Source organism: Sphingobacterium deserti (genome assembly GCF_000757725.1).
Taxonomy (GTDB): Bacteria; Bacteroidota; Bacteroidia; order Sphingobacteriales; family Sphingobacteriaceae; genus Sphingobacterium; species Sphingobacterium deserti.
In genome coordinates this window covers 42,088-67,630 of sequence record NZ_JJMU01000032.1, presented here as the reverse complement: position 1 = coordinate 67,630, position 25,543 = coordinate 42,088, and the positions used below count along the sequence as shown (strand labels likewise).

21 protein-coding genes and 1 riboswitch are annotated in these 25,543 nt (G+C 42.3%); of the genes, 9 read left to right on the top strand and 12 right to left on the bottom strand.

The features are described from left to right. Nucleotides 1-12: 12 nt before the first annotated feature. The 3 genes from rnc to DI53_RS10670 all read right to left on the bottom strand — a co-directional run bounded on the left by rnc (nucleotide 13) and on the right by DI53_RS10670 (nucleotide 2,361). Nucleotides 13-765 (bottom strand): ribonuclease III, encoded by a 753-nt coding sequence (gene rnc / locus DI53_RS10680; protein WP_193790645.1) that lies wholly within the window; start codon nucleotides 763-765, stop codon nucleotides 13-15. Between the two features lie 80 nt (nucleotides 766-845). Further along, entirely contained in the window at nucleotides 846-2,099 is a 1,254-nt protein-coding gene (gene fabF / locus DI53_RS10675) for a beta-ketoacyl-ACP synthase II (protein WP_037498903.1), read from the bottom strand. 22 nt (nucleotides 2,100-2,121) lie between these two features. Beyond that, nucleotides 2,122-2,361 carry an acyl carrier protein gene (locus DI53_RS10670; RefSeq protein WP_037498900.1) on the bottom strand — a complete coding sequence of 80 codons (240 nt, stop codon included), beginning with the start codon at nucleotides 2,359-2,361 and terminating at the stop codon, nucleotides 2,122-2,124. 261 nt (nucleotides 2,362-2,622) lie between these two features. Here DI53_RS10670 and DI53_RS10665 point away from each other — a divergent pair, with 261 nt between their 5' ends. The 4 genes from DI53_RS10665 to DI53_RS19610 all read left to right on the top strand — a co-directional run bounded on the left by DI53_RS10665 (nucleotide 2,623) and on the right by DI53_RS19610 (nucleotide 8,373). Next, complete coding sequence (locus DI53_RS10665) at nucleotides 2,623-3,129, top strand: IPExxxVDY family protein (protein ID WP_037498896.1); 507 nt, start codon at nucleotides 2,623-2,625, stop codon at nucleotides 3,127-3,129. Between the two features lie 129 nt (nucleotides 3,130-3,258). Next, nucleotides 3,259-4,689: a pyruvate kinase gene (gene pyk, locus DI53_RS10660; protein ID WP_037498893.1), complete on the top strand. Its 1,431-nt coding sequence runs from the start codon at nucleotides 3,259-3,261 to the stop codon at nucleotides 4,687-4,689. A gap of 152 nt (nucleotides 4,690-4,841) precedes the next feature. Next, nucleotides 4,842-7,520 carry a TonB-dependent receptor gene (locus DI53_RS10655; RefSeq protein WP_037498890.1) on the top strand — a complete coding sequence of 893 codons (2,679 nt, stop codon included), beginning with the start codon at nucleotides 4,842-4,844 and terminating at the stop codon, nucleotides 7,518-7,520. Further along, complete coding sequence (locus DI53_RS19610; protein ID WP_052072341.1) at nucleotides 7,513-8,373, top strand: GLPGLI family protein; 861 nt, start codon at nucleotides 7,513-7,515, stop codon at nucleotides 8,371-8,373. Before DI53_RS10655 ends, DI53_RS19610 begins: the two co-directional genes overlap by 8 nt. Nucleotides 8,374-8,442: 69 nt before the next feature. Here the strand turns inward: DI53_RS19610 and DI53_RS10645 are convergent, their stop codons facing one another. Next, a complete protein-coding gene (locus DI53_RS10645) occupies nucleotides 8,443-8,805 on the bottom strand; it encodes an MmcQ/YjbR family DNA-binding protein (protein WP_037498888.1) in 363 nt (120 codons plus the stop codon). A 131-nt stretch (nucleotides 8,806-8,936) separates the two neighbouring features. Beyond that, entirely contained in the window at nucleotides 8,937-9,488 is a 552-nt protein-coding gene (locus DI53_RS10640; protein WP_037498885.1) for a thioredoxin family protein, read from the bottom strand. Between the two features lie 223 nt (nucleotides 9,489-9,711). Here DI53_RS10640 and dnaK point away from each other — a divergent pair, with 223 nt between their 5' ends. Next, nucleotides 9,712-11,619 carry a molecular chaperone DnaK gene (gene dnaK, locus DI53_RS10635; protein WP_037498883.1) on the top strand — a complete coding sequence of 636 codons (1,908 nt, stop codon included), beginning with the start codon at nucleotides 9,712-9,714 and terminating at the stop codon, nucleotides 11,617-11,619. 68 nt (nucleotides 11,620-11,687) lie between these two features. On the opposite strand, the gene DI53_RS10630 is transcribed toward dnaK, so the two are convergent. From DI53_RS10630 to DI53_RS10620, 3 genes are all read right to left on the bottom strand, one after another. After that, nucleotides 11,688-12,365: a TIGR02117 family protein gene (locus DI53_RS10630; protein WP_052072340.1), complete on the bottom strand. Its 678-nt coding sequence runs from the start codon at nucleotides 12,363-12,365 to the stop codon at nucleotides 11,688-11,690. 145 nt (nucleotides 12,366-12,510) lie between these two features. Next, the gene (locus DI53_RS10625) at nucleotides 12,511-13,425 is read right to left on the bottom strand and encodes a nucleotidyltransferase family protein (protein ID WP_037498879.1); all 915 of its coding nucleotides are present in this window, start codon (nucleotides 13,423-13,425) and stop codon (nucleotides 12,511-12,513) included. A 58-nt stretch (nucleotides 13,426-13,483) separates the two neighbouring features. Further along, complete coding sequence (locus DI53_RS10620) at nucleotides 13,484-15,034, bottom strand: helicase HerA-like domain-containing protein (RefSeq protein WP_037498878.1); 1,551 nt, start codon at nucleotides 15,032-15,034, stop codon at nucleotides 13,484-13,486. 222 nt (nucleotides 15,035-15,256) lie between these two features. On the opposite strand from DI53_RS10620, the gene DI53_RS10615 reads away from it, so the two are divergent. From DI53_RS10615 to DI53_RS10605, 3 genes are all read left to right on the top strand, one after another. Continuing rightward, a complete protein-coding gene (locus tag DI53_RS10615; RefSeq protein WP_052072339.1) occupies nucleotides 15,257-15,541 on the top strand; it encodes a hypothetical protein in 285 nt (94 codons plus the stop codon). 107 nt (nucleotides 15,542-15,648) lie between these two features. After that, on the top strand, nucleotides 15,649-17,184 hold the full coding sequence (locus DI53_RS10610) for a SulP family inorganic anion transporter (protein WP_037498876.1): 1,536 nt from the start codon (nucleotides 15,649-15,651) through the stop codon (nucleotides 17,182-17,184). 67 nt (nucleotides 17,185-17,251) lie between these two features. Further along, complete coding sequence (locus DI53_RS10605; protein WP_037498874.1) at nucleotides 17,252-17,899, top strand: carbonic anhydrase; 648 nt, start codon at nucleotides 17,252-17,254, stop codon at nucleotides 17,897-17,899. An 87-nt stretch (nucleotides 17,900-17,986) separates the two neighbouring features. On the opposite strand, the gene DI53_RS10600 is transcribed toward DI53_RS10605, so the two are convergent. Next, the gene (locus DI53_RS10600) at nucleotides 17,987-19,264 is read right to left on the bottom strand and encodes an FAD-dependent oxidoreductase (RefSeq protein ID WP_071790482.1); all 1,278 of its coding nucleotides are present in this window, start codon (nucleotides 19,262-19,264) and stop codon (nucleotides 17,987-17,989) included. A 46-nt stretch (nucleotides 19,265-19,310) separates the two neighbouring features. Continuing rightward, entirely contained in the window at nucleotides 19,311-19,478 is a 168-nt protein-coding gene (locus DI53_RS20335) for a hypothetical protein (RefSeq protein ID WP_157836771.1), read from the bottom strand. A 19-nt stretch (nucleotides 19,479-19,497) separates the two neighbouring features. Here DI53_RS20335 and DI53_RS10595 point away from each other — a divergent pair, with 19 nt between their 5' ends. After that, nucleotides 19,498-21,168, top strand: coding sequence for a glutamine--tRNA ligase/YqeY domain fusion protein (locus tag DI53_RS10595; RefSeq protein ID WP_037498871.1), 1,671 nt, complete (start codon nucleotides 19,498-19,500; stop codon nucleotides 21,166-21,168). A gap of 68 nt (nucleotides 21,169-21,236) precedes the next feature. Here the strand turns inward: DI53_RS10595 and DI53_RS10590 are convergent, their stop codons facing one another. Next, nucleotides 21,237-24,248 (bottom strand): glycosyltransferase family 117 protein, encoded by a 3,012-nt coding sequence (locus DI53_RS10590; protein WP_037498868.1) that lies wholly within the window; start codon nucleotides 24,246-24,248, stop codon nucleotides 21,237-21,239. Between the two features lie 109 nt (nucleotides 24,249-24,357). Continuing rightward, the gene (locus DI53_RS10585) at nucleotides 24,358-25,314 is read right to left on the bottom strand and encodes a methylenetetrahydrofolate reductase (protein WP_037498865.1); all 957 of its coding nucleotides are present in this window, start codon (nucleotides 25,312-25,314) and stop codon (nucleotides 24,358-24,360) included. Nucleotides 25,315-25,360: 46 nt separating this feature from the next. Then, nucleotides 25,361-25,465, bottom strand: a riboswitch (SAM riboswitch). Nucleotides 25,466-25,543 lie beyond the last annotated feature (78 nt).

Genomic DNA, 25,543 nt, shown 5'->3' with positions numbered 1-25,543 from the left:
AGAAAGGTAAGTTTAGCGCGAAAACTCTTCGACTTCAAATATTTTAAGCAGTTCACACGCTTTTTCAGCAGCAAGCTTTTCAGCACTTTTTTTGTTAAAATCCTTACCGAATCCACAAGTCTCACCATCGATTACCACTTCAACATGGAATAGCTTGGAGGAATCCCCCGGCGGGTTAGCAACTTGAACGAATTGTATTTCTTTACCGAAATGCTGGCACCATTCAATAAGCCTGCTCTTAAAATTCGTTTCCGTTACCTCTAGCATATGGATATCGACATGGGGCTTTATAATGCGGTTGAGTAAAAACTCGCGCGTAAATGCGTAGCCTTTATCCATGTAAACGGCGCCTATAACCGCCTCAAACGCATCGCCCAAAAGTGAACTTTGCTTGTTTGGATAACTGATCATTCGGGCATCGTACTCTATAAACTCGTTAAGCCCCAGCTTGCGGGAAAGCTGGTTTAAATTGACACGGCTTACGATCTTAGATCGAAGTTCCGTAAGGAAGCCCTCATCTTTGTAAGGATATAGCTTGAAAAGCAGCTCGGCAACTACAGACCCTAAAACGGCATCGCCAAGAAACTCAAGACGTTCGTTACTATTCTTTACCCCGTCCTTAATCGTTTTCGCGACAGATTTATGCCGAAATGCCATCTTGTATAACTTTATATTTCCAGGCACGAAGCCAAGAACGTTCTTAAGTTTACGGATGTAAGCTCGGTTGGGAGAGAGATATAAATAATAAATCCTTGAAAAAGGCATTCTGTAGTTAAAATAGGAAATAGGTAGTCTCTCATCGAAACTACCTATTTCACAGTATCTAAATGATCATCTTAACGAAATTAAGCATGATATTTTTTGACAATGATGGAAGCATTATGCCCACCAAAACCGAACGTGTTGCTTAATGCTGCATTTACTACACGCTTTTGAGCTGTATTAAATGTAAAATTAAGGTTATTGTCGATTTGTGGATCGTCGGTGAAATGGTTAATTGTTGGCGGCACGATATCGTTTTTTACAGAAAGGATAGAAGCAATAGCTTCGATCGCTCCTGCTGCGCCTAGCAAATGTCCCGTCATCGACTTCGTGGAGCTAATATTCAGTTTATAGGCTTGCTCTCCGAAGAGGTCAATGATTGCCTTTGTTTCGCTGATGTCTCCTACTGGCGTTGAGGTACCATGCACATTGATGTAATCCACATCAGAGAATGTAAAGTTCGCGTCGGTGATAGCCTTACTCATCGCTAACTTCGCACCCAATCCTTCTGGATGTGAGGCGGTAATATGGTAAGCATCTGCGCTCATTCCTCCGCCGGCCACTTCAGCATAAATCTTTGCTCCACGAGCTAAAGCATGTTCTAAACTTTCCAGAATGATCGCTCCTGAGCCTTCTCCCGAAACGAAGCCATCCCGGTCTTTATCAAAAGGACGTGAAGCCGTTTTCGGATCGTCATTCCTGGTAGACAAGGCATGCATCGCGTTGAAGCCACCAATGCCGGCCTCATTAACTGTAGCTTCGGAACCACCCGTGATAATAACGTCAGCCATACCCATACGGATATAATTGAACGCATCGATCATGGCGTTGGTAGCAGAAGCACAAGCTGAAACGGCAGAGAAATTAGGACCTCGCAAGCCGTGACGCATAGAAATATGGCCTGGAGCAATATCAACGAGCATCTTTGGAATAAAGAATGGATTGAATCGCGGCGTGCCATCTCCCTTGGCGTAGGTTACGACTTCGTCCAGAAATGTTTTCAAACCTCCAATCCCAGACCCCCAAATGACACCAATTCGATTGGTATCTAATTTATCAAATTCTAGTGCAGCATCTTTAACCGCCTCATCTGTAGAAGCGATAGCATACTGTACAAAAGGATCGACTTTGCGAGCCTCTTTGCGATCCATAAAGTCATGTGGATCAAATCCCTTCACTTCACAAGCGAATTGGGTCTTAAATTTTGATGCATCGAAATGCGTAATAGGAGCAGCGCCGCTTACACCATTAATCAACCCGTCCCAATAAGCAGGAACGGTATTACCTAGTGGTGTAAGAGCGCCTAACCCTGTTACAACTACTCTTTTAAGCTCCATTAAATATGTTTGGCCTAATAAATTAGTTATTAACGTTCTTTTCTAAGTAAGAGATAGCTTGACCTACAGTACTGATGTTTTCAGCTTGGTCGTCAGGAATAGCTACGTTAAATTCTTTTTCGAATTCCATGATCAACTCAACTGTATCAAGTGAGTCTGCACCTAAATCATTCGTGAATGAAGCTTCTGGTGTTACTTCGTTTTCGTCTACACCTAACTTTTCAACGATAATTGCTTTTACTCTTGATGCGATATCTGACATGATTTTATAGTTTAATTGTTTAATAAATCTGTGCAAAGAAAAATAAATTTCCCCAAATATCAAACCTTTTTGGATTGAAGATTTGAAATAAGAACGTTTTTATTTAGGCTTTGTTTTGAAAACACGCGCTATTAGCCACATATCCAATATTAATAAATATTTTTTTATCCGCCAAGAACTTTGTCAAACATTCGACTTTAGGTATAAAAAACGTAATATTAGGTATTTTTTTCCTATTTTCGACATTAATTTTTAAGAAGCGTGAGCATAACAAAACGACACTTAACACTTGATCTTGACTTCGATTTGGAGCTCGATTTTGTGTTGGTTGGCATTAGTTCTTCCCTCCGCGACTACAGACTTTGCCACTTTATTTCAAAAAATACAGGCCTCGCTTTCAAACGAGGCAAGGAGGATTATTTAGATCATAAAGGCTACGTTAAGGAAAAAGACCGGGATGAGATGGATTACCATATCATCTTCGAAAAAACAAAGCAAAAAGGCACGCTAAAGCATTATTTCACCATTTACCGCTATTGTGATATAAATTTCGAATTCGAATTTTATTTACTGAACAACCGCAGCAGTGAAGGTGGCCTCTTGGTACCTGAACTACCAAATTTTGACTACTTCCTCATCATCAAACACTACATCGATCCGGAAGATTTGAAAGCTCTTATGGACGAAGTGAAAACCATCAACGAAGTCATGTTTACGAAAGAATTAGACCCAACTTCATTGAAATCCAAAGAAAATCTTATATTTTAGTGCTTTAGCTAAAGCAAAGTGTAAATTTTACACTTTAGTAAACCTAACTTAAAAACAGATTGCTATTTTTGCGGCATACGTTTTTATAAAAGAGAACACAAACATACGTACATAAATAAAATATTGTAAATGAATAAGATTCAAAAAAGGACTAAAATCGTAGCCACACTTGGTCCAGCATCCTCGGACAAAACTATATTGACCAATTTGATTGCCAAAGGTGTGGATGTGTGTCGCTTAAACTTCTCACATGGAAGTCAAGAAGACCACTTAAAAGTGATCAATACCATCAAGGAAATTAATAACGAGCATCCTTTCAACGTCGGGATATTAGCGGATCTACAAGGGCCTAAAATCCGTATAGGAAAGATGAAAGAAGGCGGCGCCGTATTGATAAATGGTTCCGAAGTAGAAATTACAACACAAGAACTTATCGGCGATGAAAATCGCATCTATATAACTTACGAGAATTTTCCAAATGATGTTAAAGAAGGAGAAATCATTCTTTTAGATGATGGAAAATTACAGTTACGCGTATTAAACACAAACCACAAAGATACCGTAAAATGTGAGGTAGTTCATGGCGGCGTATTGACATCGCGGAAAGGTGTAAACCTTCCGAATACAAAAGTGTCCATCCCATCGCTTACGGAAGAGGACTTGGACAATCTAAACTTTGCACTTGATAATGGTGCAGATTGGATTGCGATGTCTTTCGTACGCTCGGCAGAAGATATCTATCAATGTAAAGAGATTATCAAAGCAAAAGGAAGCCACGCATTAGTAATCGCGAAGGTAGAGAAGCCAGAAGCTATCGACAACATCGACGCTATCATTGAAGCTACAGATGCTGTTATGGTGGCGCGTGGCGACTTAGGGGTGGAAATGCCGATGGAAGAAGTTCCAGGTTTGCAAAAAGTGATTGTTCAGAAATGTCGTGACCTTTCAAAACCTGTGATTATCGCTACGCAAATGTTGGAAAGCATGATTACAACTCCTCGCCCTACGCGTGCGGAAGTAAATGACGTAGCCAACTCGGTACTGGATGGTGCGGACGCTGTAATGTTAAGCGGTGAAACCTCCGTAGGTGAGTTCCCAGAAATCGTTATCGAGACGATGGCGAAAATCATTACCCACGTAGAACAAACATCCTATCCTTATTACAGCAGCAAAGAAAGTGTCCACGAGACGAAAACAAGAATTCCAGATGCCATCTGCGGATCTTCTATTCACTTGGCGGCACATACGGAAGCATCCGCTATTGCTGTAATGACATCATCTGGCTATACGGCTTTTGAAATTTCCAGCTACCGTCCAAATGCAGATATCTACGTTTTCACCGGCAACAAAAATTTATTAAATCTTTTGAGCCTTGTATGGGGTGTCCGTGTATTTATCTACGAGAAATTTGAGAGCACTGATGGTACTATCCAAGACGTGAATCGATTATTGAAGGAAAACAACTTGGTTACTTCCGGACAAATCGTAATAAATACCTCATCAACTCCTCTTCATGAAAAAGGAAGAACGAATACAATTCGTGTTTCGGAAGTGAAATAATTACGATCTACAGCTATCAATAATAAGAGCGGCGCCCGACATTCGAGGCGCCGCTTTTTTATTTTTAAAACCCTGTATCAAATTAATTACAAACAGAATTTTAACGTTCATTTACCCTATTTCTTCTTTTCTTTGCTCAGCTAGCATTTATCATGAAAAGAGTTATTCTTTTATTTTCATTTTTTCTTGTACACCAATTATTTGCTCAACAGCGTGTTGAAGGCGTAGTGGTTGATCAATCGGATAATGCCCTTTTGACAAACGCCTCTATCGTTTTATTAGACACAGATTCTATCATGCGCTATTTCACGCGTGCTGATGACAAAGGGGCATTTCAATTTAGTAAAGTCGCGAAAGGACATTACATCCTGATCGCTACCTATCCAAAATTTGAAATTTTCAGCCGAGAATTGGTTGTTGATAAAAAACCGATCGTGTTGGATAGTATCAAAATAAGTTCACAATCCAATCTATTGGAAGAAGTTGTGATCAACCAAAAAATACCCATCAAGATCAAAGGCGATACGATAGAATATGATGCCGGAAGCTTCGAAACGGAAAAAAATGCCAAGTTGGAGGATCTACTGCGGCGCCTACCCGGACTTACCGTATCTGCATCCGGCGAAATAACGGCACAAGGAAAAACAGTTTCTAGAGTCCTGATAGACGGCGAGGAGTTTTTTGGCTATGACCCAAAAATTGCTATCCGTAATGTCCGGGCGGATGCCATCGACAAGGTTCAGGTTTATGAACGAAAGTCTGAAGAAGCGGAACTGACAGGTATTGATGATGGTGTGCGCCTACAAACGGTTAATGTGGTACTAAAAGAAGAAGCTAGAAAAGGAATATTTGGGAATGCAAATGCCAGTATTGGGACGCAGGGGCTTTTCGACGCCAATCTGTTTTCTGCAAAATTTGATCAAACAGAACGCATCGGAATAACGGGAAGTTGGAACAATATGGGAAGCTCGGGGGACGCCAGCAGAATCCGAATGAACAATCAGATCATCGGAGAACCCAGCTATAAGAGTGCCGGCGTGAATTACGAAAACAATTTTTTACAGCGAAAGCTTCACCTCACTTCGAATTACAATTTTAATAACAACAGTCTAGCAAACGAGTCTAGCAGTTATAACAAGAGGGTGCTGAATAATGGTATCACACAAGAAACTACACAGGAAGAACGCTCCCTATCGGATAATAAAAACAACATATTACGCGCCCAGGTTAAATACAAGTTAGACTCTGTGAGCAATCTTAATATCCAGTTGAATGGAAGCAAAGGAATAGCTAGCTCTTCCAACACATCGAACAGCGAAACCTTCAGAAATGAAAACAGAAAAGCAAATGATTTCGATAGAGATAACAGCCGCCAATCTGATAAAGATGGTATGGACCTACGTTTAGACTACCGCAGACGACTTAACAACTCCGGGCGCAGCATGAATGTGCACCTCAATACCAACATCGATAACACAAAAGGCACAAACCTAATTGATGAAATAACCAATTATTATGATAGCTTAGGGCAATATGATCGTTCCGTAATTATTGATCAGACACGGATTACGGAAAACAAAAATAACAGGATCAGTGCATCGTTAAACATCAATGAACCACTGACCAAAGACCTCTATCTTACCTTTGGCTATTCTTTCAATACCGCTAAACAATCCGGATTAGTCAATGCTTTTAATAATATGCCTGACGGACAAGAGCCAATTCTTGACACACTTTATTCGCAAGATCAGCAAAGCCTGGCTCGGAACAATGGACTGGACATCAACTTGAACTACAATCTCGAAAAGATCAATATAAATCTGTCCAGTAAAACAGTCTATAGATACCAAGAACTTACAGACAGCTATCGGCAAATTGCGTTAAACCGTAACTTCTGGCAGAACAATCTTCAAGCGAATGTTTCTTATCGAATTAGTAACAGCCAAAATCTAACGCTAGGCTATCAAAATAACACTAATGTGCCAAGTTTCGCACAGCTGCAACCTTTACAACCGCCAACCAACGATCTCTATCGGCAGTTAGGTAATCCAGATCTGAAAAGAGAAGTGAATAACACAATCAATCTAAATTTTAGTAAATTTAGTCTGTTAAAGGCTTCCTCGTTAAATATTAACGCTAATGCAAACATCGTCAACAGTGCTATCGTCAATAAGTCTATAATTGATTCGCTGGGGCGCACGACTGCTACTTACGTAAACATTCAGGATAATAGCAATTGGAATGCTCGGGTGAATATTAACTACGGTAAACCAATCCTCCGTGGTCTCGTACAATTTGGCCCGTTTGCATCCTTTTCTTACGATAACAACTACCAATTTATAAACGGTGATCTAAACCGAAATAATACGGCAAATGCAAATACGGGCATCAACGCTAACAAACAAAGTTCTAAAAATGTGGATTTCAATGTCAACCTAAGCTTTGGTTTAAATAGGGAAGCAAATTCGATACAACGGGAGTTTGATAACACTGCATTTCGATCATCGACCAATGCAGATCTTAAGTTCTTCCTGCCCTTTAAATTTAGCTTAACGCAGGTGATTTTTTACAGCTACACGGGGAAGACAAAAGTATTCCCACAACCGATCCAACAATTCTACATGAACCTAGAGCTTACCCGAAAATTACTAGCAAGCGAGGCGCTACTCGTCAGCATAAAAGCGTTTGATATTTTCGATAGCTTTAATAATATCAATCGAACCGTCGGCAATAGTAGCTTCTCCGAGTCGCAGCAGCAAACGTTGTCGCAGTATTTTATGGTCGGATTGAAATGGGATTTCAACAAAAACTTAGGCAAGAAAAATGATTAAAATCGTCTTCACCTCTATTACACTCGTTTGCAGCCTACTTAGCGGGCTATATGCGCAAAATGCTTACTTCCCGACGAAAGGTAAAATACGTTTTGAAAGGGAAGTATACCTTCGTGCGCGTATACGCGAAATGTCTAACAAAGCCAGCGGCGAAAATCGAGGCATGATGATGCGCTATAATAGTAACGTGAACGATATCCCAGAAAAAAACTCATCGTTTTTTATGCTGCAATTTGATGAAACAACAACGTTGATGAGTGCAGTCGAGGAAGAAACCGCAGCAACCACATCAACTCCGTCACGCGGGCAATCGCGAGGAGGACGAAGACCAAGCAACGGACGCCCAGAACGAATGGGACGGTCTGCTATGCGAGGTGGATCTCCTGACAAGATTTTTCATCAAAATCTAGCAAAAGGCAGTTCTTTACTCCAGATGGAACTTGATGAGAAGTATCTTTTAGAGGACTCACTTCAGCAAATAACATGGCGCTTTACGGATGAATACCGCGAGATAGCAGGCTATGAATGCAGACGGGTGAACGGGGCCACGCCGGACTCCCTTTATATCGTAGCGTTCTATACAGACCAAATCCCTGTATCTGGCGGCCCCGCACTTGTACATGGATTGCCTGGTATGATCCTCGGACTTGCTATACCCGAAATGCACATCAATTACTGGGCACAAAAAGTCGACTTCCTGACAGATAACGTCCCGCAAGACTGGAAAGATAAGAAGGCGAAAGAAATGAATATGCAAGAGCTATTCGAATCCTTAGGAAAAAATCGCTTTTATGGCGGTGGGAATAATCGCAATCAGATCAAAAGAAACCTGCTTGAAAATCTAATTTACTGATGACCAAAAGCGCAAGCCGTTCCTAAATTTTAAATGGTTTGGTATGCTCTTTCGTTCTATACGGCATCATTACATTGCCGATAATTGATCTTTCAAAGATTTGGTTAAAGACTTAAACACCAGATCATAACTATGGTCGATTAATTCCACTAGTGCTACATCGGACAAATCTTGATTACCATGTACCGTGTTCCAATGCTTTTTATTCATGTGATAGCCGGGCAGCACAGTATTGGGATAATCAGCGCGTAATTCAATTGCGCGGTCCGGGTCACATTTCACATTAAATGCAAGCTGATTGACCTGATCTAAACCCACCAATAAAAAAACTTTACCGCCAACCTTAAATACGAGGGTATCTGGGCCGAAAGGTAACTCCTCCGTTACGCCTTTCAGCCCTATGCAGTATTCGCGTAGTTGTTCGATATTCATTCGCTGGATATTTTGAAGGCTAAACTAACTATTATATGTGAAACTTGCTATTTCAAACGGATAACAAGCAAAAACGTTCAGCAAATTGCCGAACGTTTTTCTCTTTTGTAGTAAAGCCGAACGGATAGCCGTTAGCTTAATAAATTGATTAATTCACGCTGAATTTCTTCACCTTTATCTTCATTGTACCACTTTTGCATAGTCTCTTTGATTTGCTCAAAGGTGGCCCCCTCTGCCTTCATGCTGGAGAAGATGGCCTGTAGAGCATGTGGGCGAGGTCCCCAAATCACTTTATCATGCCCCACATCATTGCGTATAATTAATTTGGGAATAGATTTTCCGCCATCCGTCAGGTAGTCATCAATTAAAAAGGGAGCAGCATCGCGCAATTGAATTTCGAAATCTATGTTCGGATTATTTTTAACCATCTGATACAACTGTGCTACAGCGTGCGCAGCATCACCACACCAAGGTTCGGTAATCACGATCCAATGTTGGTGCTCGGTGATCGACGCAATAAGGTTCTTCATCACGTCATTTGGTTCAAATCGTTTCAGCCAACGGTTCATACGAGACCAATTAAGCTTCGTATAATTGAAATATTCTTGATCACCATAAGGCTCAAAGTCTTGCGGAGATTCGAGAATCTGTTCGAAATAATCTAAGTATTCCAGGAAAGTCATGTCATGTGTGTTACAGCACGAATTTAGTAATTAAATCTTGCTAATGGAAAAGGCGGGAAAAAACAGGCTTAGTTATGACGAGCTGTTAACGAAAATGACAGTTTGGCAGAAGGGGGGAGGATAAAAAACGACATAAATTACGTTTTAATGACGATTTGAAGGTTGGCATAGCTGTTGATAAGAAGATAGCAAGTTAAATTTTGTAAATAATAAAAATCAAGATATGTCAAAAATTATAGGAATCGACTTAGGTACTACGAACTCCTGTGTTGCTGTGATGGAAGGTAACGAGCCCGTAGTTATTGCGAACAATGAAGGAAAACGTACAACACCTTCTATTGTGGCTTTTGTTGAGGGAGGTGAGCGTAAAGTAGGTGATCCTGCGAAACGTCAGGCGATTACAAATCCGCATAAAACAGTTTATTCTATCAAACGTTTCATGGGTTTATCTTACGATGAATCTGTTAAAGAATCACAACAAGTTCCTTACAATGTTGTCAAAGGAGATAACAACACACCTCGTGTGGAAATTGACGACCGTAAATATACGCCGCAAGAAGTATCAGCTATGATCCTTCAAAAAATGAAGAAAACTGCTGAAGATTTCTTGGGTCAAGAAGTTACGGAAGCGGTTATCACTGTGCCTGCATATTTTAATGATGCGCAGCGTCAGGCTACGAAAGAGGCGGGAGAAATTGCAGGTTTGAATGTAAAGCGTATTATCAACGAACCTACAGCTGCAGCGTTAGCCTACGGTCTTGATAAGGCACACAAAGACATGAAAATCGTTGTGTTCGACTGTGGTGGTGGTACACATGACGTTTCTGTTCTTGAATTAGGCGATGGCGTATTTGAAGTAAAATCTACCGACGGTGATACACACTTAGGTGGTGATGACTTTGATAACGTAATCATCAACTGGTTAGCTGAAGAATTTGCAAACGAGAATGGCAATTTCGATTTGAAGAAAGATGCGATGGCTTTGCAACGTTTGAAGGAAGCTGCTGAGAAAGCGAAAATTGAATTATCAAGCACAACTTCAACAGAAATTAACCTTCCTTATATCACGGCTGACGCAACAGGACCTAAGCACTTGGTTCGTTCGTTGTCTCGTGCTAAATTTGAGTCACTAGCTGCTGATTTGATCAAACGTACGATCGATCCTTGTAAATCTGCATTGAAAAACGCAGGTTACTCCACTTCAGATATTGATGAAATTATATTGGTTGGTGGTTCTACACGTATCCCTGCGATCGTTGAGGCGGTAAAAAGCTTCTTCGGAAAAGAGCCTTCGAAAGGTGTTAACCCTGATGAGGTTGTTGCATTAGGAGCTGCTATTCAAGGTGGTGTATTGACAGGTGAAGTAAAAGATGTATTGCTATTAGACGTTACGCCATTATCATTAGGGATTGAAACAATGGGTGGTGTAATGACGAAACTAATCGAATCCAATACAACGATCCCAACAAAAAAATCAGAAGTATTTTCAACAGCATCTGATAGTCAGCCTTCTGTAGAAATTCATATTCTTCAAGGTGAACGCCCTATGGCTTCGCAAAACCGTACCATTGGTCGTTTCCACTTAGATGGAATTCCTGCAGCTCCTCGTGGCGTGCCTCAGATTGAAGTAACGTTTGATATTGATGCCAACGGTATCATCAAAGTTTCTGCGAAAGATAAAGCGACTGGTAAAGAGCAAAATATCCGTATCGAAGCTTCATCAGGTCTATCTGACGAAGAAATCCAAAAGATGAAACAAGAAGCTGAAGCAAATGCCGAAGCTGACAAAAAAGTCAAAGAAGAAGCAGATAAAATCAACGCGGCTGACGCACTTGTATTCTCTACGGAAAAACAATTAAAAGAATACGGCGATAAAATATCTGCAGATAAGAAGGCGCCTATCGAAGCTGGCTTAGAAAAATTAAAAGCTGCTTATGCTGCTCGCAATTTTGCAGATATCGATACAGCATCTGCTGAATTACAAAACGCTTGGAACGCGGCATCTGAAGAGATGTATGCTGCCTCACAACAAGGCGGAGCACAACAACCTCAGGGTGATGCCGGCCAACCTCAAGATGGCAAACAAGGCGGTGATGATGTTCAGGATGTTGAATTCGAAGAGGTCAAATAAAGCTGAACATAAGCTATAAGAAAAAGCCCGAAGTCTATTGTCGACTTCGGGCTTTTCTATTTTAAAGATTATCCTCCCTGCGGATAATGCCGTAATATCCCTCTGTCAAAAACCGTCCATATTCCGGCGGGCATATTCGCATACCGCAATGCATCGTTCGTCCAAGTATTGCAAGAAAAAAGCAAACTGTATGCACCTATTGCTTCGTAAAAGGCATCATGGTCATTATATTGCGCATCTGTATCAATAAGAATAGACCGGCCTAAGGAATCTTTTTCGATGCTTTCCATAACATAATCTATCAAGCGTTGATATTGCGCTTCGGTAATTTTCGTCGGTCGACAATGCTCATTTTCATACAACTCCTTATAATAGGTTACATGTAGCGCGGTTTCGCCAATACCGAGCCCCGCTACTAAAGCTGTTTTCAGCTTCAAGTCTTTCCATTCAGGCGTATTTAAGTAAAAACCTTTGTCACCCCATCCTATTGCTATCCAGTTTTGCGTGGTGTCACGTCCTATCGTGTTTGCGTACGGAAAGACTTTACTCCAATTCATTTCTTTATGTTGAACCGGTAAGACAATATCCGTATGAACGCCATTAGATAACAGAAAGACTTGCACACCATTTTGAGCATACGCTATAGGTGCTCGCGTCGCCGGAATACGGGATAGCACGAAGTCTGCCACGAAATAAAGCAACCCAAAAAGAATAAATCCGAGTAAAAAATACGCTAATATGCTCATTATCTTTTTGATTGGTATGTTCATGGTCAAGCAAATCGATTAATAAAAAAGCTGTCTCCAATAATGCAAAGGAAGACAGCTTACCTAAATATACTACAGCTGCTTAAATGTTAATGGCGCGATTTAAACAGGCTCTGAAAGAATGTTAGAACAATTTCGTTGGATAAGCACCTTCTTCTACCAATTGAGAAATTGATTGTTGAACGTTTTCCTTATCTTCTTTGTAGGTGACACCAAACCACTTCGAGGCAGTAGGGATCACTTTAAAATCTGCCATGCCTTGCTTCACCATGTAATCAGGCACGGAGGGTATGAAGAACTCAGACTTCGGATTATCAGCATTCTTGGGAACGAAGTCAGTAAACATGCTTTCAGCCACGTCGAAAATCTTGGGTGTGAAGCCCCAAAAGTTCATCGACACACGTGTTTCTGGATCTAGATCGTGCTGTACACCATCTTCTTCGTATACGATTTTTCTCTTTCCTTGATCGTCATTAACGTAATATATATTTGTCCGCTCTGTGACAGATTGCATGTTCCCGTTTTCGTCAACCTCGCACACCCCACGTGAAACATACCCATGGTCTGACATCGTATTGCCCACTTGGAATCCCATAAGCGACATGTTATCATCAGCAACCTCGCTCGTCAGGAATTTTGCCATTTTAACAAAGGCATCCGTACCATAAAAATCGTCTGCATTAATCACGCAAAAAGGTTCGTTTATTTTTTCCCTTGCACTCATGACAGCATGGGCAGTACCCCAAGGTTTGCTTCGTTCAATTACTTGATCTATGCCGAACTTAGTCAAATCATAGGTCTGAAATGCGTAATCTACCTCTATTTTGCCGTGCAGTTTTTCATCGAATACAGTGCGCATTTTTTCTAGAAATTCTTCGCGGATTATAAACACGATTTTACCAAAGCCCGCTTGAATAGCATCATAAATTGAATAATCGATGATGGTTTCGCCATGAGGACCGAAAGAATCGATCTGCTTCAAAGATCCATATCGACTTGCCATTCCAGCGGCAAGAATTAACAAAGTTGGTTTACTCATTATTTATCTTATTTTAGTAATGATTGCATTGTTACCTTCGCAAAGATAAACATATTATTTACTTCTTCTTGAAGATGGCACCCAGGATGCCATTTGCAATTTTTCCAAGCAACTTCACTCCTTCTCTAGCCAGCGTGCGCGATGCTTGGGTTTGGGCAGCTTCCAAGGGTGTTTGTCGGCGACTCCTTGATTTGCTTCCCGTCGTTTGCGATGTCTCTTTTGCCACTTTCTCCCGCATTTTTTCCGTTTCAAAGGCAGCCATCTTCTCTTCAACGATATCTGCGGCACTGCGGCTATCGATCGGGATGTGGTATTTCGCTAGAAACTCCGATTGGCTAACGATATCAGCATAATGCTGCGGAGTACAAGGCCCCATGACAGCTCTTGCGGCCACGAGGTGCGTAGCGACGACTTCAGTAGGTATTCCTTTTTCATTTAAAACGGTAACCAGTGCCTGTCCTGTTCCCAGCGTAGTCAAAATTTTGTCGATTTCATAAAAGCTGGAATGCGGATAGGTTTTGACCGTCTTGCGCAGGTTTTCTGCATCATTAGGTGTGAAAGCCCGCAAAGCGTGTTGCACACGGTTTCCCAACTGTCCTAAAACAGATTCCGGGATATCCGTAGCTGCTTGCGTGCAGAAGAAAACGCCAATACCCTTGGAGCGTATCAGCCGTACAATTTGTTCTATTTGGCCCAGGAAAGCTTTCGAGGCCCCATTAAAAAGCAAATGCGCCTCATCAAAGAAAAATACCAGCTTGGGTTTATCGAGGTCTCCTACCTCTGGTAGCTTTTTAAACAGCTGCGCTAAGAGACTGAGTAGAAAGGTAGAGTATAGTAAAGGCTGATCCTGAATATCAGCAATATTTAATAAACTGATAACGCCTTTCCCGTCGATTTTTTGGAATAGATCTTGGATATCGAACGCTCTTTCGCCAAAGATATGCGATACACCTTGCTGCTCTACTGCGACTATTTTCCGTAAAATCGTACCAGATGTTGCTGAACTAATTTTACCGTAATCATCCTTGATCTCTGCTGCACCCGGCCCTTCCGTTAAGTAGGTCAGCAATTTCTTTAAGTCCTCCAACTTGATAATGGGCCATTGTTGGTCGGCGGCATATTTAAACACAGCTGCCAAAACGCCAGCCTGGGTATCGTTTAGATCGAGGATCCGCGCCAACATAACCGGTCCGAAATCTTGCACGGTAATCCGCATCGGAATACCTTGCTTTCCGCTCAGGGAATAAAATTCTACAGGGAAGCCTGTTGCTTCAAACGGTAGGCCGACTAGAGTTCCGCGTTCGATGAGCGCTTGGTTTGTAATTCCCGGTTCACTGAGTCCGGATAGGTCGCCTTTTACGTCAAGCATAAAGACCGGAACACCGGCATCAGCGAGCTGCTCTGCTATTAATTGCAGTGTACGCGTTTTGCCGGTACCCGTGGCTCCAGCGATCAGGCCGTGCCTATTCATCACCTTCAGGGCTAGATTCACTTTTGCCGCAGACAGAACTTCCCCGTTCAATATGCCGGCGCCCAATTGTATGTAAGCTCCCTTTGGGCTGTAAGAAGTCGTAACTTTCCTAACAAACTCTTGCTGCGTATCGTCCATTGTTTAAAGGCTAATGCGTATAACTTTTTGATATTACTATGTAACAATTACAGCTAAATATAAGGATATATCAATTGGTAAATAAAAAAAAATCGTATTCGATCCAGATTCCGTGCACTATCAAAAGAAAAAATTGTATTTTTGATATAAACAAAAGTAATTATCGTGTTAAAGAACATTACACAAATATCTATAGCTAAGCTCTGCTTTATCGTCTTTCTAATGAAGATGCTAATTACAGCTACGCCGATGTTTGTCGATGTGTTAGATAAAGGCACAATATTGCAGGTTGTTTTGCAGCTTGAAATTGAAAACACTTCAAAAGGAAATAGTGCTTGCGAGGACCTTCATGAAACTGCATCAAAATTTTTTAATGCAAGCGCCTTCGATCACCTATTTTTCTATTCCTCAGTGAAAGAGACCGGAAGGCAAAAACATTATCTCAAAAACGAAAAATTGATACAGGCCTTCCACCCGTCTGTCCCTACCCCTCCTCCCAACCTTTAGACCCTAAGGCATTCCATAGCCTGCGTTAATAGCAAAAAACAGGCTATTCCCCGCAAGAAATATGGAGAGTGAAATAATAGAGGTATAGAAATTTTAAGTTAAATCTTATGTTAGGAACTCGTACGTCGGCTTTTTTGAAAATATCGAAAAGAGACTTAAAATATGATTTCCCATCCAGTGTAGTGGTGTTCCTAGTTGCGCTACCGCTGTGCTTGGGAATAGCGATGGCTTCAGGAGCGCCATTGTTTGCCGGTATTATAACCGGAATAATCGGGGGGTTAGTCGTAGCAGCTATCAGCAAATCTCCGCTAAGCGTTAGCGGGCCCGCTGCAGGTTTAACTGTTATCGTATTAAGTGCTATCGAAAGATTAGGTGCTTATGAAACCTTCTTACTCGCCGTCGTCATCGCCGGCATCATGCAACTCATATTAGGAATCATTAAAGCAGGAATAATTGGGAACTATTTCCCCTCGGCTGTTATTTTGGGCATGCTTGCTGCTATCGGAATAACCATTATTTTAAAGCAGATTCCTTTAGCATTTGGCATGACAGAACCTCATGCATTTGAGGTAGAAGCTGGGGGCGGTGTGGCTGCATTTAAAGACACCGTGCTTTCGAGCGTCAATTGGGGAGCTACTTTGATTTGCTTGCTATCGCTTGCGACGCTGATCTATTGGCCCAAGATTAAAGGTGCAAATAAAATACCGGCGCCGCTGGTTGTGGTGCTGATAGGCATTGGGGGCGCTTTACTTTTTCAAAGCGGAGCCATGCAGCTCACGGCGCAGCATTATGTAGAAATACCAATAGTTAGCTCTTTTCAGGAATTTTCAGGATTATTTGTTTTTCCGGACTTCTCGCAGATCTTAAACAAGGAGGTTTGGATAGTGGCCATAACGATTGCGATTATAGCAAGTCTGGAAACCTTGTTAAGCATTGAAGCTATCGATAAACTGGATCCCCTGAAGAGAAGTACGCCTACGAACCGCGAGCTAATTGCACAAGGCGTGGGAAATGTTACGAGCGGTTTTTTAGGTGGCCTACCGATGACATCTGTGATTGTACGCTCATCGGCAAATGTACAAGCGGGAGGCCGTACCCGCCAGTCGGCGATGTTGCACGGTCTATGGCTACTGGTAGCTTTATTGGCTATTCCTACGGCTATCAATCTAATCCCCCTATCTTGTTTGGCAGCTATTCTACTGCATACGGGATATAAATTAGCAAACCCTGCTCTATTCAAGCAAATGTTTCGAAAAGGTTTAGATCAATTCGTCCCATTTGCGATCACGGTTGTCGCTATTGTTTTTACCGACCTGCTAATGGGTGTGGGCATTGGAATATTGGTGGCTATATTCTACATCATCCGGGCGAATATGCAAAACGCCTTCAAGATGGAGACAAAAGAACAAAATGGAGGGAAAATTGTTATCATGACATTGGCAGAAGAGGTTTCATTCCTAAACAAAGTTCCTATACAGCAGATGCTGTATAGCCTGCCAAGGAACGTAGAAACAATAAAAATAGATGGCAAACACAGTAAATTTATTGACAAAGATGTAATCGAAGTCTTGAAAGACTTTGAGCTTAATGCTTCCAGCAAAGGCATTGACATCGAGCTTCAATCCATCACTTATAAAAAATAAAAAAGCAGATAATTAAACTATTAATATGGTTGGTTTGAATAGATCAACTACCTTAATTAAATCAAATATGGGAAATAAAGAATTAGAATCAGGTTTTCAACGAATATTAGATGGTAACAAAGGTTGGGTAGACTTTGTAGCAAAAGATACAACCGGTAGGTTTGAACAGCTTGCCAAAGGGCAGAATCCCGAAATTCTATGGATTGGATGTGCGGACAGTCGCGTTCCGGCAAATGAAGTCACCGGCCGGAAGCCGGGTGAAGTTTTTGTGCACCGTAATATTGCTAACATGTGTGTACATTCGGATATGAGCATGCTGTCTGTATTGGACTACGCAGTAAATGTCTTGAAGGTACAGCACATCGTCGTTGCGGGTCATTACGGTTGCGGCGGCGTGGCAGCGTCTTTAAGCAGGAAGCAGTTTGGAATTATCGACAACTGGCTATGCCATATTAAAGACGTGTATCGTTTACACGCGAAAGAGATTGACGCTCTTGAAAACGAAGAAGATAAGGTTAATCGACTGATTGAGCTTAATGTCAAGGAACAAGTCTTTAACCTTTGTACTACGTCTATCGTACAAAATGCGTGGAAAAATGGTCAGGACCTTGCTGTGCATGGCGTTGTTATTAACATCGGTACTGGCGAGTTGATTAGTTTAGAAAACTCTATTACTAGCAACGAGTCTTTGGGCGAAGTATTCGCCTTTCAATAAAATAAAAAGAGAGCGACAGCATCAGTGCCTATCCAGCGCGCCAAACGGCCCGCTGGACAACATTGAAAAGTGTCGCTCTCTCCAATTTTAATTGACAAATTCCCCCTGTTGATTTACTGATTTAACGTAAGGACTTGCATATAGATCCAAAACCACAGCAAATTGATAACGCGTGACGTATTTCGTTTTATCGAAATCACCGTCAAACTTCAATTTGGTTTTCCACTCTCTTTGTACCCCTTTATCTACTTCGTCACCACGGAGCCCCACAAACTTCACAAGCGACAGGAAATCCTCCCATTTGAAAAACTCGCTTTGATGATCAGCAAACCAAAGCTGACTGCGGGAAAATAAACGATTCAATGTAGGTTGAATCTCCCCATAACGCACACGCTCATCACCCTCAAACAGATACATATCATTTTCATATACGCCCGGAATAATCCCCGCCAAACCAAAACGCTGGATAGCAAAGAAATTGGGATCTTGCACAGCAATATCCTGATAGGGCATTATTCGCATTCCGTAAGTCATCAACTCCGACTGCAGCTTACGCACATCGATTTTATCAGGTGTAGTTTTGAAAAAAGCGAGGTAAGCGGCAGTAGCACCTATCGCCTGCCCGATTGCAGCCCGCGCCGCTGTAAATCGTATATCAGCACGGTCACTACTTTGACCAATGTTTAAGCTGAAAAACCCGTCCTCCTGCATGGATAGTGCATCAGCCAACGTCAACGCATAGCGGGTATCAGCAATAACACCTGTTGCAATCAACGTTCGATGCTTGCCTGCATTCAGGTGCTTAGCAGATGATAAGGCACTTCCTTTCGGGCGATAGTTTTGCGGTAACAATTTGAACAATTCTTGAGTTTCCGAAGCATCTATTACGGCACGCAAATCGTATCGCTGCTTACCCGCTAACGTCACTTGCCATCCTTTACTATTTGCTTTAATGGCCTGCACTTTTTGATTACGAACCACCGTGAGATTGGCGTTTTTTGCCAGCTGGGCGTCTATAGCATTCAAAAATAAACGCGGATTCATATCGCGCTTTATATACCGCGCAAGCGAATCATTTACCGTGTTGGACTGCGCCATGTGCATAAGCACATCAAGCCAAATTCCCCCGTCAAGGTTGCTATCTTGTTCAATCTGCACTCTTTTTGTAGATAACGCTGGCAAAAGCGTATCGTTATCTGCTACCCATACTGTTGGAACTCCAGATTTAGCGGATTGCAAAGCAGCCGTATAGGCTGAAATATCTGTACCATATACCAAAACCTGTGGCTTTTTTCCTTTTTGAGCATAGCAAAATTGAATGGATGTAAATAATAGGATAATAAAATTTGTAAGCGAAAACTTCATATTCGCCATCGATTTTAGGAGCTTAAATGTACATAAATCTACCCTTTTAATAGCGATTAAGATATGTTAAAAGAAAAGATTGCAGGTTGGCACCTAACCTTTTCAAATCTGTTTCTAAGACGAATAAGGCATTTCGCAACGACTGACTACCGTTTACAACCCCGCCAGCTTCACCTTCCATATTAATTTTTAGAGACGATGCCAAATCAGGCATAAATCTTTAACTTTGTGCTATGTTAAATGAAGAAAAACCACTGAATTTTATCGAGGAGATCATCGAAGATGATCTCGGATCGGGCAAGCACGACGGACGGGTTCTAACGCGCTTCCCTCCTGAGCCAAATGGATACCTCCATATTGGCCATGCAAAATCCATCTGCCTGAATTTTGGGTTAGGTCAAAAATACAATGGGCAGACCAACCTTCGTTTCGATGACACCAACCCGGTGACTGAAGACACGGAGTACGTGGAAAGCATTAAGGAAGATATACAGTGGTTGGGCTTCCAGTGGGCACAGGAGCTTTATACTTCAGATTATTTTGAAACACTTTACAGCTATGCAGTCGCTTTAATCGAGAAAGGACTGGCTTATGTCGATGATAGCACGGCGGAAGAAATCGCTGCGGCAAAAGGCACACCGACAGAACCAGGGATACCAACGCCTTATCGCGATCGTTCCATCGAGGAGAATTTGCGCCTATTCCAAGAAATGCGGGATGGCAAATACAACGATGGCGAGAAAGTTCTACGCGCTAAGATAGATTTGGCAAACCCAAATATGCACCTTCGCGATCCGTTGTTGTACCGAATAAAGCATGTGCATCATCACCGCACGGGCGACAAATGGTGTATTTACCCGATGTATGATTTTGCACATGGGCAATCGGATGCCATCGAGCAAATCACGCATTCCATCTGTACGCTTGAATTTATTCCACATCGTCGACTGTATGATTGGTGTATCGATAAGCTTGACATATTCCCTTCGAAACAGTACGAATTTGCACGCTTGAACATGACGTACACCGTGATGAGCAAGCGTAAATTATTGCAATTGGTGAATGAGAAGTTTGTAGAAAGCTGGGACGATCCACGTATGCCAACTATCTCTGGTTTACGCAGACGCGGTTACACGCCGGCTTCGATCCGCAATTTTTGCGATCGTATCGGGGTGCAAAAGCGTGAGAACATGATCGACGTTAGCCTTTTAGAATTTTGTATACGCGAAGACTTGAACCAATCTGCGTGGCGCCGTATGGCCGTCCTCGACCCTATCAAGATGGTTATCACGAACTATCCTGATGGTCAAGTGGAGGAACTTGTTGGCGAGAATAACCCGGAAGTCGAAGGCGGCGAAGGAACTCGTATTCTTCCATTTAGCAAAGAGCTGTGGATAGAACGTGATGATTTTATGGAAGAGCCTCCTAAAAAGTTTTTTAGGTTAGGCCCAGGTTTGTCTGTGCGTTTGAAACATGCATATATCGTCGAATGCCACGATTACGTGAAAGATGAGAGCGGGAAAGTGACGGAAATTCATTGTACGTACGTGCCAAACTCCAAATCAGGCGAGGATACATCTGGTCTGAAAGTAAAAGGAACTATTCACTGGGTGTCCGTGCCGCATGCAAAAGAAGCAGAGGTGCGTTTATATGACCGCTTATTTAATGATGAAAACCCCGCTGCCGCAGAGGATTTCAAACAGTCCATTAACCCAAACAGCCTGGAAATTATTGCGAAAGCTTACATCGAACCCGATTTGGTTAACGCAAACCCGAAAAAAGGCTATCAATTTATCCGTCTTGGTTATTTTACCTTAGATAGTAAATCAACCGAAGATAAACTGGTATTTAATAGAACGGTTACCTTGAAAGACTCTTGGGCAAAAGAGGTTAAAAAGGGATAATAAACAACGTTTTGCATATCGAAAAGGCTAGATTCATCTTGTACGAAGATTGAATCTAGCCTTTTTAGTTATTCCGTAAAGAAATTGGCGCGGTACTTTTTGTAGACCTGATCAATTTGCGCATAGCGCTTTCCGTTTTCGATGTCATCGACGATCAATCTATACCGTTCTAATGCTGCCATCCCAAACTGCAAACTGCGCACATCGACAGACTGGGGTTGATCGCGTGCCAATGCGACTTGAGAAGGAAGTACATCATCCAAAAATTGGACATGTCTATCGACTATATGGTTTGCTAATGCTGTTTCCTTCACTTCGTATAGCGTATCCACAATTTCTGTATAATGGTAGGTCTCCTCTGCGTCGTACACGCGCTGTGGTAAGATGGAAGCGGCCACAAGGGCAACCTCTTTTGCCTTAGCAAACTCTCCCTTTTCCTTCAGCAATTTTGCTGTCCTTTCATAAAGTTGGGGAACTACAAAATGAGACATATAATTTCGCGAATCTACATCTACAAAACGTTGCTTACCATAATTCCCCCAAGCAAGATGGCGGCTGGCATTCTGGTAAAGCTTTTCGAGATTGACCAAGCCTTCGTTTGTCTCCTCGGATGGCACCTGAACGGGCATAAATTTCTTCACTAGCCCTTCATCCACCAAGTATTTATGCAGTCCAGCCATTTTATCTTCTGGTGTATAGTTGGTGAAATAGATGGGCCGCACCCAATTATTGGATTTGATAATGCCGAAAAGCGCTATCTCTGCTCTGGTCATATGCTGTTCGGGATAATCCCAAGTGAGCTCATCCAGCACATTGTCCTCCCACCCCTCCGGAACAACAGCATTGTCCAACACACTTTTTTTATCAACAGCCATCTTAATCTTCCGTGCGGGCAGGTAATTCATCAAACTTCCATCCTGCATCGCGACCTTGTTTTTTGGATTGTCAGATAATACAAAGGACAAGAGCATATCTAAGTCAACATAGTCTGTGATGCCTTGATCTACGAAAGGCAGATAATCGCGGATCCCCTGCGCTAACTTTTCAGGCGCAATGGACGTATCTACAGGCGCAGCATCATTCACCTTATTTGCTAGTTGCTTTACATACCAGTGCGAAGCTAAATAGCTGAGATTAACTACGCGTACATCTTTTCGCATACCTTCTACTTCTTGGGCATACCACAGCGGAAAGGTATCGTTATCTGCGTAGGTAAAAAGTATGGCGTTGGGCGCGCAGGAATTTAGGTAATTGTGGGCAACACGCCTAGCGAGGTCGCGTTCCGAGCGATCATGATCATCCAGGTTCTCACAAAACAAGAGGACAGGTGCCGCCGCTGCGCAAAGCAATCCGGCAGTCAATCCAGCGGCAGGGAGCGATAATTTTTTACGTAGGAAATCGGCTGTTGCCAGCGCGCCAAATCCTATCCATATGGAAAACGCATAGAAGGATCCTGCGTAGGCGTAATCGCGTTCTCGGGGCTGCATAGGCGTTTGATTCAAATAAAGCACAATAGCCATCCCCGTGAAGAAAAACAGTAACCCTACAATCGTTGCTTGCTTGCGATCTTTTCTAATGTGCCACAGCATACCGATAATACCGACCAGTAAAGGCAGGTAATAATATGTATTGCGAGCGGGATCCATACGCATATTGGCAGAAATACTGGCTTCGCCGGCCAGCCGGCTACGATCGACGGCCTTAATGCCGGATAGCCAATTGCCGTTTGCACTGTTTCCAAACTGTTGCTTGTCGTTTTCTCGCCCTACAAAATTCCACATAAAATAACGCCCATACATGTCGCCAAGCTGATAGGAGAATAGAAAGCGTAGATTATCATAAAAACTTGGCGACTCACCAGCCTTAAGCCCTAAATAAGCCCGATAATAGTCCTGATGTTTTTCACTATATACGCGCGGCAAAAACATCTCCCTATCATAGGTGTAGACGGGCGCTCCACTCATCTTTTCATAGCTCGACGCTCCTTTTTTATAGGTATGGTTGTATTGCACGTCAACCAAGTCGGAATCAAATACCGGCCCTTTGAATAAAGGCTCGCTGGCATATTGCTCACGACTTAAATAGCCCAAAAACGAATACACATTATCAGGTGCATTATTATTGAGAGATGGATCGGCATACGCACGAATGACAATCATGGCAAAGGATGAGTAACCGAAGAGCAAAAGACAGACCGCCAATAAAGCCGTATTTAACAACGGCTTTTGCCGCTGAACAGAATAATAAATTCCGTAAACAAGTAGCGAGACCAACAGCAGGGCGAAGCACAATATGCCTGTTCCGAATCCAAGCCCCAATTGATTGACGAAGAACAGATCGAACTGCGCAGCAAACTTAACTAAATATTGAATGACGCCCCATAAGATAAAGGCAAGTATGGCCATCCCTAAACCAATAGCAAGAATGCCACCCCGAATTGTCACTCGGGATTTTTTTCGAAAATAAATAACCAGAGCGAGTGCCGGAATGGTCAATAGATTTAAAAGATGAACACCTATAGACAGTCCCATAATGTACATAACAAGCAGCAGCCAACGATCTGCACCTGGATTATCGGCTCTCCGATCCCATTTAAGGATCAGCCAGAAAACCGCAGCAGTACATAGAGAAGACATGGCATAAACCTCCGATTCTACTGCGGAGTACCAAAAAGAATCCGTAAAAGCATAGGCGCCTGCACCGATCAATCCCGCTATCATAATCAGCAACGTTTGTCCTGGCTCAACGTTCAGCTGTTTCTTAACCGTAATCTTTCGGGCCAAAGCAGTAATGGTCCAGAATAAAAATAAAATAGTAAGCCCACTGCAAACTGCTGACCCGACATTCATAAAGAAGGCTATACGCGTAACATCACCAAAAGCAAGGTTTGAAAATATGTTCTGAATCATAAGGAACAGTGGTGCTCCTGGCTGGTGTACGATCTGAAGTTTATAGGCAGAGGCGATAAACTCGCCGGTATCCCACCAACTGTTAAATCGGTCAGCTGTACAGATGTAGACTGTTGATGTACATATTGCCAGCAACCATCCTATTAGGTTATTGATCTTTTCGTATCTCATAATGCGTGTATAGCGGTTAATTTATACCTCAAATTACAAACTATAAAAAAAAGGGCGGTATCGTTAACATTTTTTAACGATACCGCCCTTTTGACATACATTTCTCGGCTTAAGCGAGCCGCTCAACAATCTTTTTTGTTGGGCCCGGGTTACTCATGGTATAGAAATGCAATACCGGAGCTCCAAATTTAATAAGCTCTTTACATTGATGAACCAACCATTCCTCTCCCACCTGCCTAACGTCGGCGTTGGTCTTACAATTTTCTACCGCATCACTTAGCTCTTCGGGTATATCCAAGTGGAAGATTTTTGGTAATGTAATGAGCTGTTTCTTTGTTGTCAAGGGTTTAAGTCCGGGTATAATAGGAACGTGTATGTCGTTCTCTCTACATTTGTTGACAAATTCTTTGTATTTTTCTACATTAAAGAACATCTGCGTCACGATGAACTCTGCCCCCATCTCTACCTTTTTCTTGAGCCATTTGAAATCGGTATTAAAGTTAGGCGCTTCAAAATGCTTCTCTGGATAGCCCGCCACGCCGATGCAAAAGTTGGTCTTCGCTGAACTTTCGATATCTTCATGTAAATATTGGCCCTGATTCATATCGACGACCTGCTGCAATAAATCTGTCGCAAATGCATGCCCTCCGGGTGTTGGAATGAAATCAGGATCACCTTTTCGGGCGTCACCGCGGAGCACCAACACATTATCGATGCCTAAAAAGTTAAGATCGATTAGCGCATTTTCCGTTTCCTCTTTAGTAAATCCACCACAGATCAGATGCGGGACGGCATCTACCTTGTATTTACTCATAATAGCAGCACAGATGGCTACCGTTCCGGGACGTTTCCGGTAGGCAACACGCTCCAGTAAACCGTTATCATGCTGTTTATATAGATAATCTTCGCGGTGATAGGTTACATCAATAAATGGTGGCTTGAACTCCATCAGCTCGTCCATTGTGCTGAATATGCTTTTTATGCCCTGCCCTTTAGCCGGCGGCAACAATTCAAACGAAAACAAAGGATTTCCTTTCGCGTTTTTTATATGATCTACGATCTTCATGTTTTTCTATTTAGGCTTAGAGAAAACGCACAGGTATTGTGTTTTCAGCTTATCTTTCCCGCCAGTTGACGAGTAGAATGCAGCACCTTGATACGGCATCAGGTTGCTAAGGCTTCAGCGGGTCTATTCCCTCTGCCTTTCTCTATAAGCGAAGGCTAATATCGGGATTCTAAATTAAAAAGTAAAAATTAAAAATTGAAAAGTCAAAAGTGAGAAGTCAAAAGTGGGA

Bases quoted from the DNA above. Each gene is read 5' to 3' on its own strand.
- DI53_RS10645 (WP_037498888.1), bottom strand. From the start codon at position 8,805: ATGAATATCGAACAACTACGCGAATACTGCATAGGGCTGAAAGGCGTA.
- DI53_RS10620 (WP_037498878.1), bottom strand. From the start codon at position 15,034: ATGGACGATACGCAGCAAGAGTTTGTTAGGAAAGTTACGACTTCTTAC.
- DI53_RS10595 (WP_037498871.1), top strand. From the start codon at position 19,498: ATGTTAAATGAAGAAAAACCACTGAATTTTATCGAGGAGATCATCGAA.
- DI53_RS10615 (WP_052072339.1), top strand. From the start codon at position 15,257: ATGAAGATGCTAATTACAGCTACGCCGATGTTTGTCGATGTGTTAGAT.
- DI53_RS10590 (WP_037498868.1), bottom strand. From the start codon at position 24,248: ATGAGATACGAAAAGATCAATAACCTAATAGGATGGTTGCTGGCAATA.
- DI53_RS20335 (WP_157836771.1), bottom strand. From the start codon at position 19,478: ATGCCTGATTTGGCATCGTCTCTAAAAATTAATATGGAAGGTGAAGCT.
- rnc (WP_193790645.1), bottom strand. From the start codon at position 765: ATGCCTTTTTCAAGGATTTATTATTTATATCTCTCTCCCAACCGAGCT.
- DI53_RS10625 (WP_037498879.1), bottom strand. From the start codon at position 13,425: ATGAGTAAACCAACTTTGTTAATTCTTGCCGCTGGAATGGCAAGTCGA.
- DI53_RS10610 (WP_037498876.1), top strand. From the start codon at position 15,649: ATGTTAGGAACTCGTACGTCGGCTTTTTTGAAAATATCGAAAAGAGAC.
- DI53_RS10670 (WP_037498900.1), bottom strand. From the start codon at position 2,361: ATGTCAGATATCGCATCAAGAGTAAAAGCAATTATCGTTGAAAAGTTA.
- dnaK (WP_037498883.1), top strand. From the start codon at position 9,712: ATGTCAAAAATTATAGGAATCGACTTAGGTACTACGAACTCCTGTGTT.
- DI53_RS10640 (WP_037498885.1), bottom strand. From the start codon at position 9,488: ATGACTTTCCTGGAATACTTAGATTATTTCGAACAGATTCTCGAATCT.
- pyk (WP_037498893.1), top strand. From the start codon at position 3,259: ATGAATAAGATTCAAAAAAGGACTAAAATCGTAGCCACACTTGGTCCA.
- DI53_RS10600 (WP_071790482.1), bottom strand. From the start codon at position 19,264: ATGAAGTTTTCGCTTACAAATTTTATTATCCTATTATTTACATCCATT.
- DI53_RS10655 (WP_037498890.1), top strand. From the start codon at position 4,842: ATGAAAAGAGTTATTCTTTTATTTTCATTTTTTCTTGTACACCAATTA.
- DI53_RS10605 (WP_037498874.1), top strand. From the start codon at position 17,252: ATGGGAAATAAAGAATTAGAATCAGGTTTTCAACGAATATTAGATGGT.
- DI53_RS10630 (WP_052072340.1), bottom strand. From the start codon at position 12,365: ATGAGCATATTAGCGTATTTTTTACTCGGATTTATTCTTTTTGGGTTG.
- fabF (WP_037498903.1), bottom strand. From the start codon at position 2,099: ATGGAGCTTAAAAGAGTAGTTGTAACAGGGTTAGGCGCTCTTACACCA.
- DI53_RS10585 (WP_037498865.1), bottom strand. From the start codon at position 25,314: ATGAAGATCGTAGATCATATAAAAAACGCGAAAGGAAATCCTTTGTTT.
- DI53_RS19610 (WP_052072341.1), top strand. From the start codon at position 7,513: ATGATTAAAATCGTCTTCACCTCTATTACACTCGTTTGCAGCCTACTT.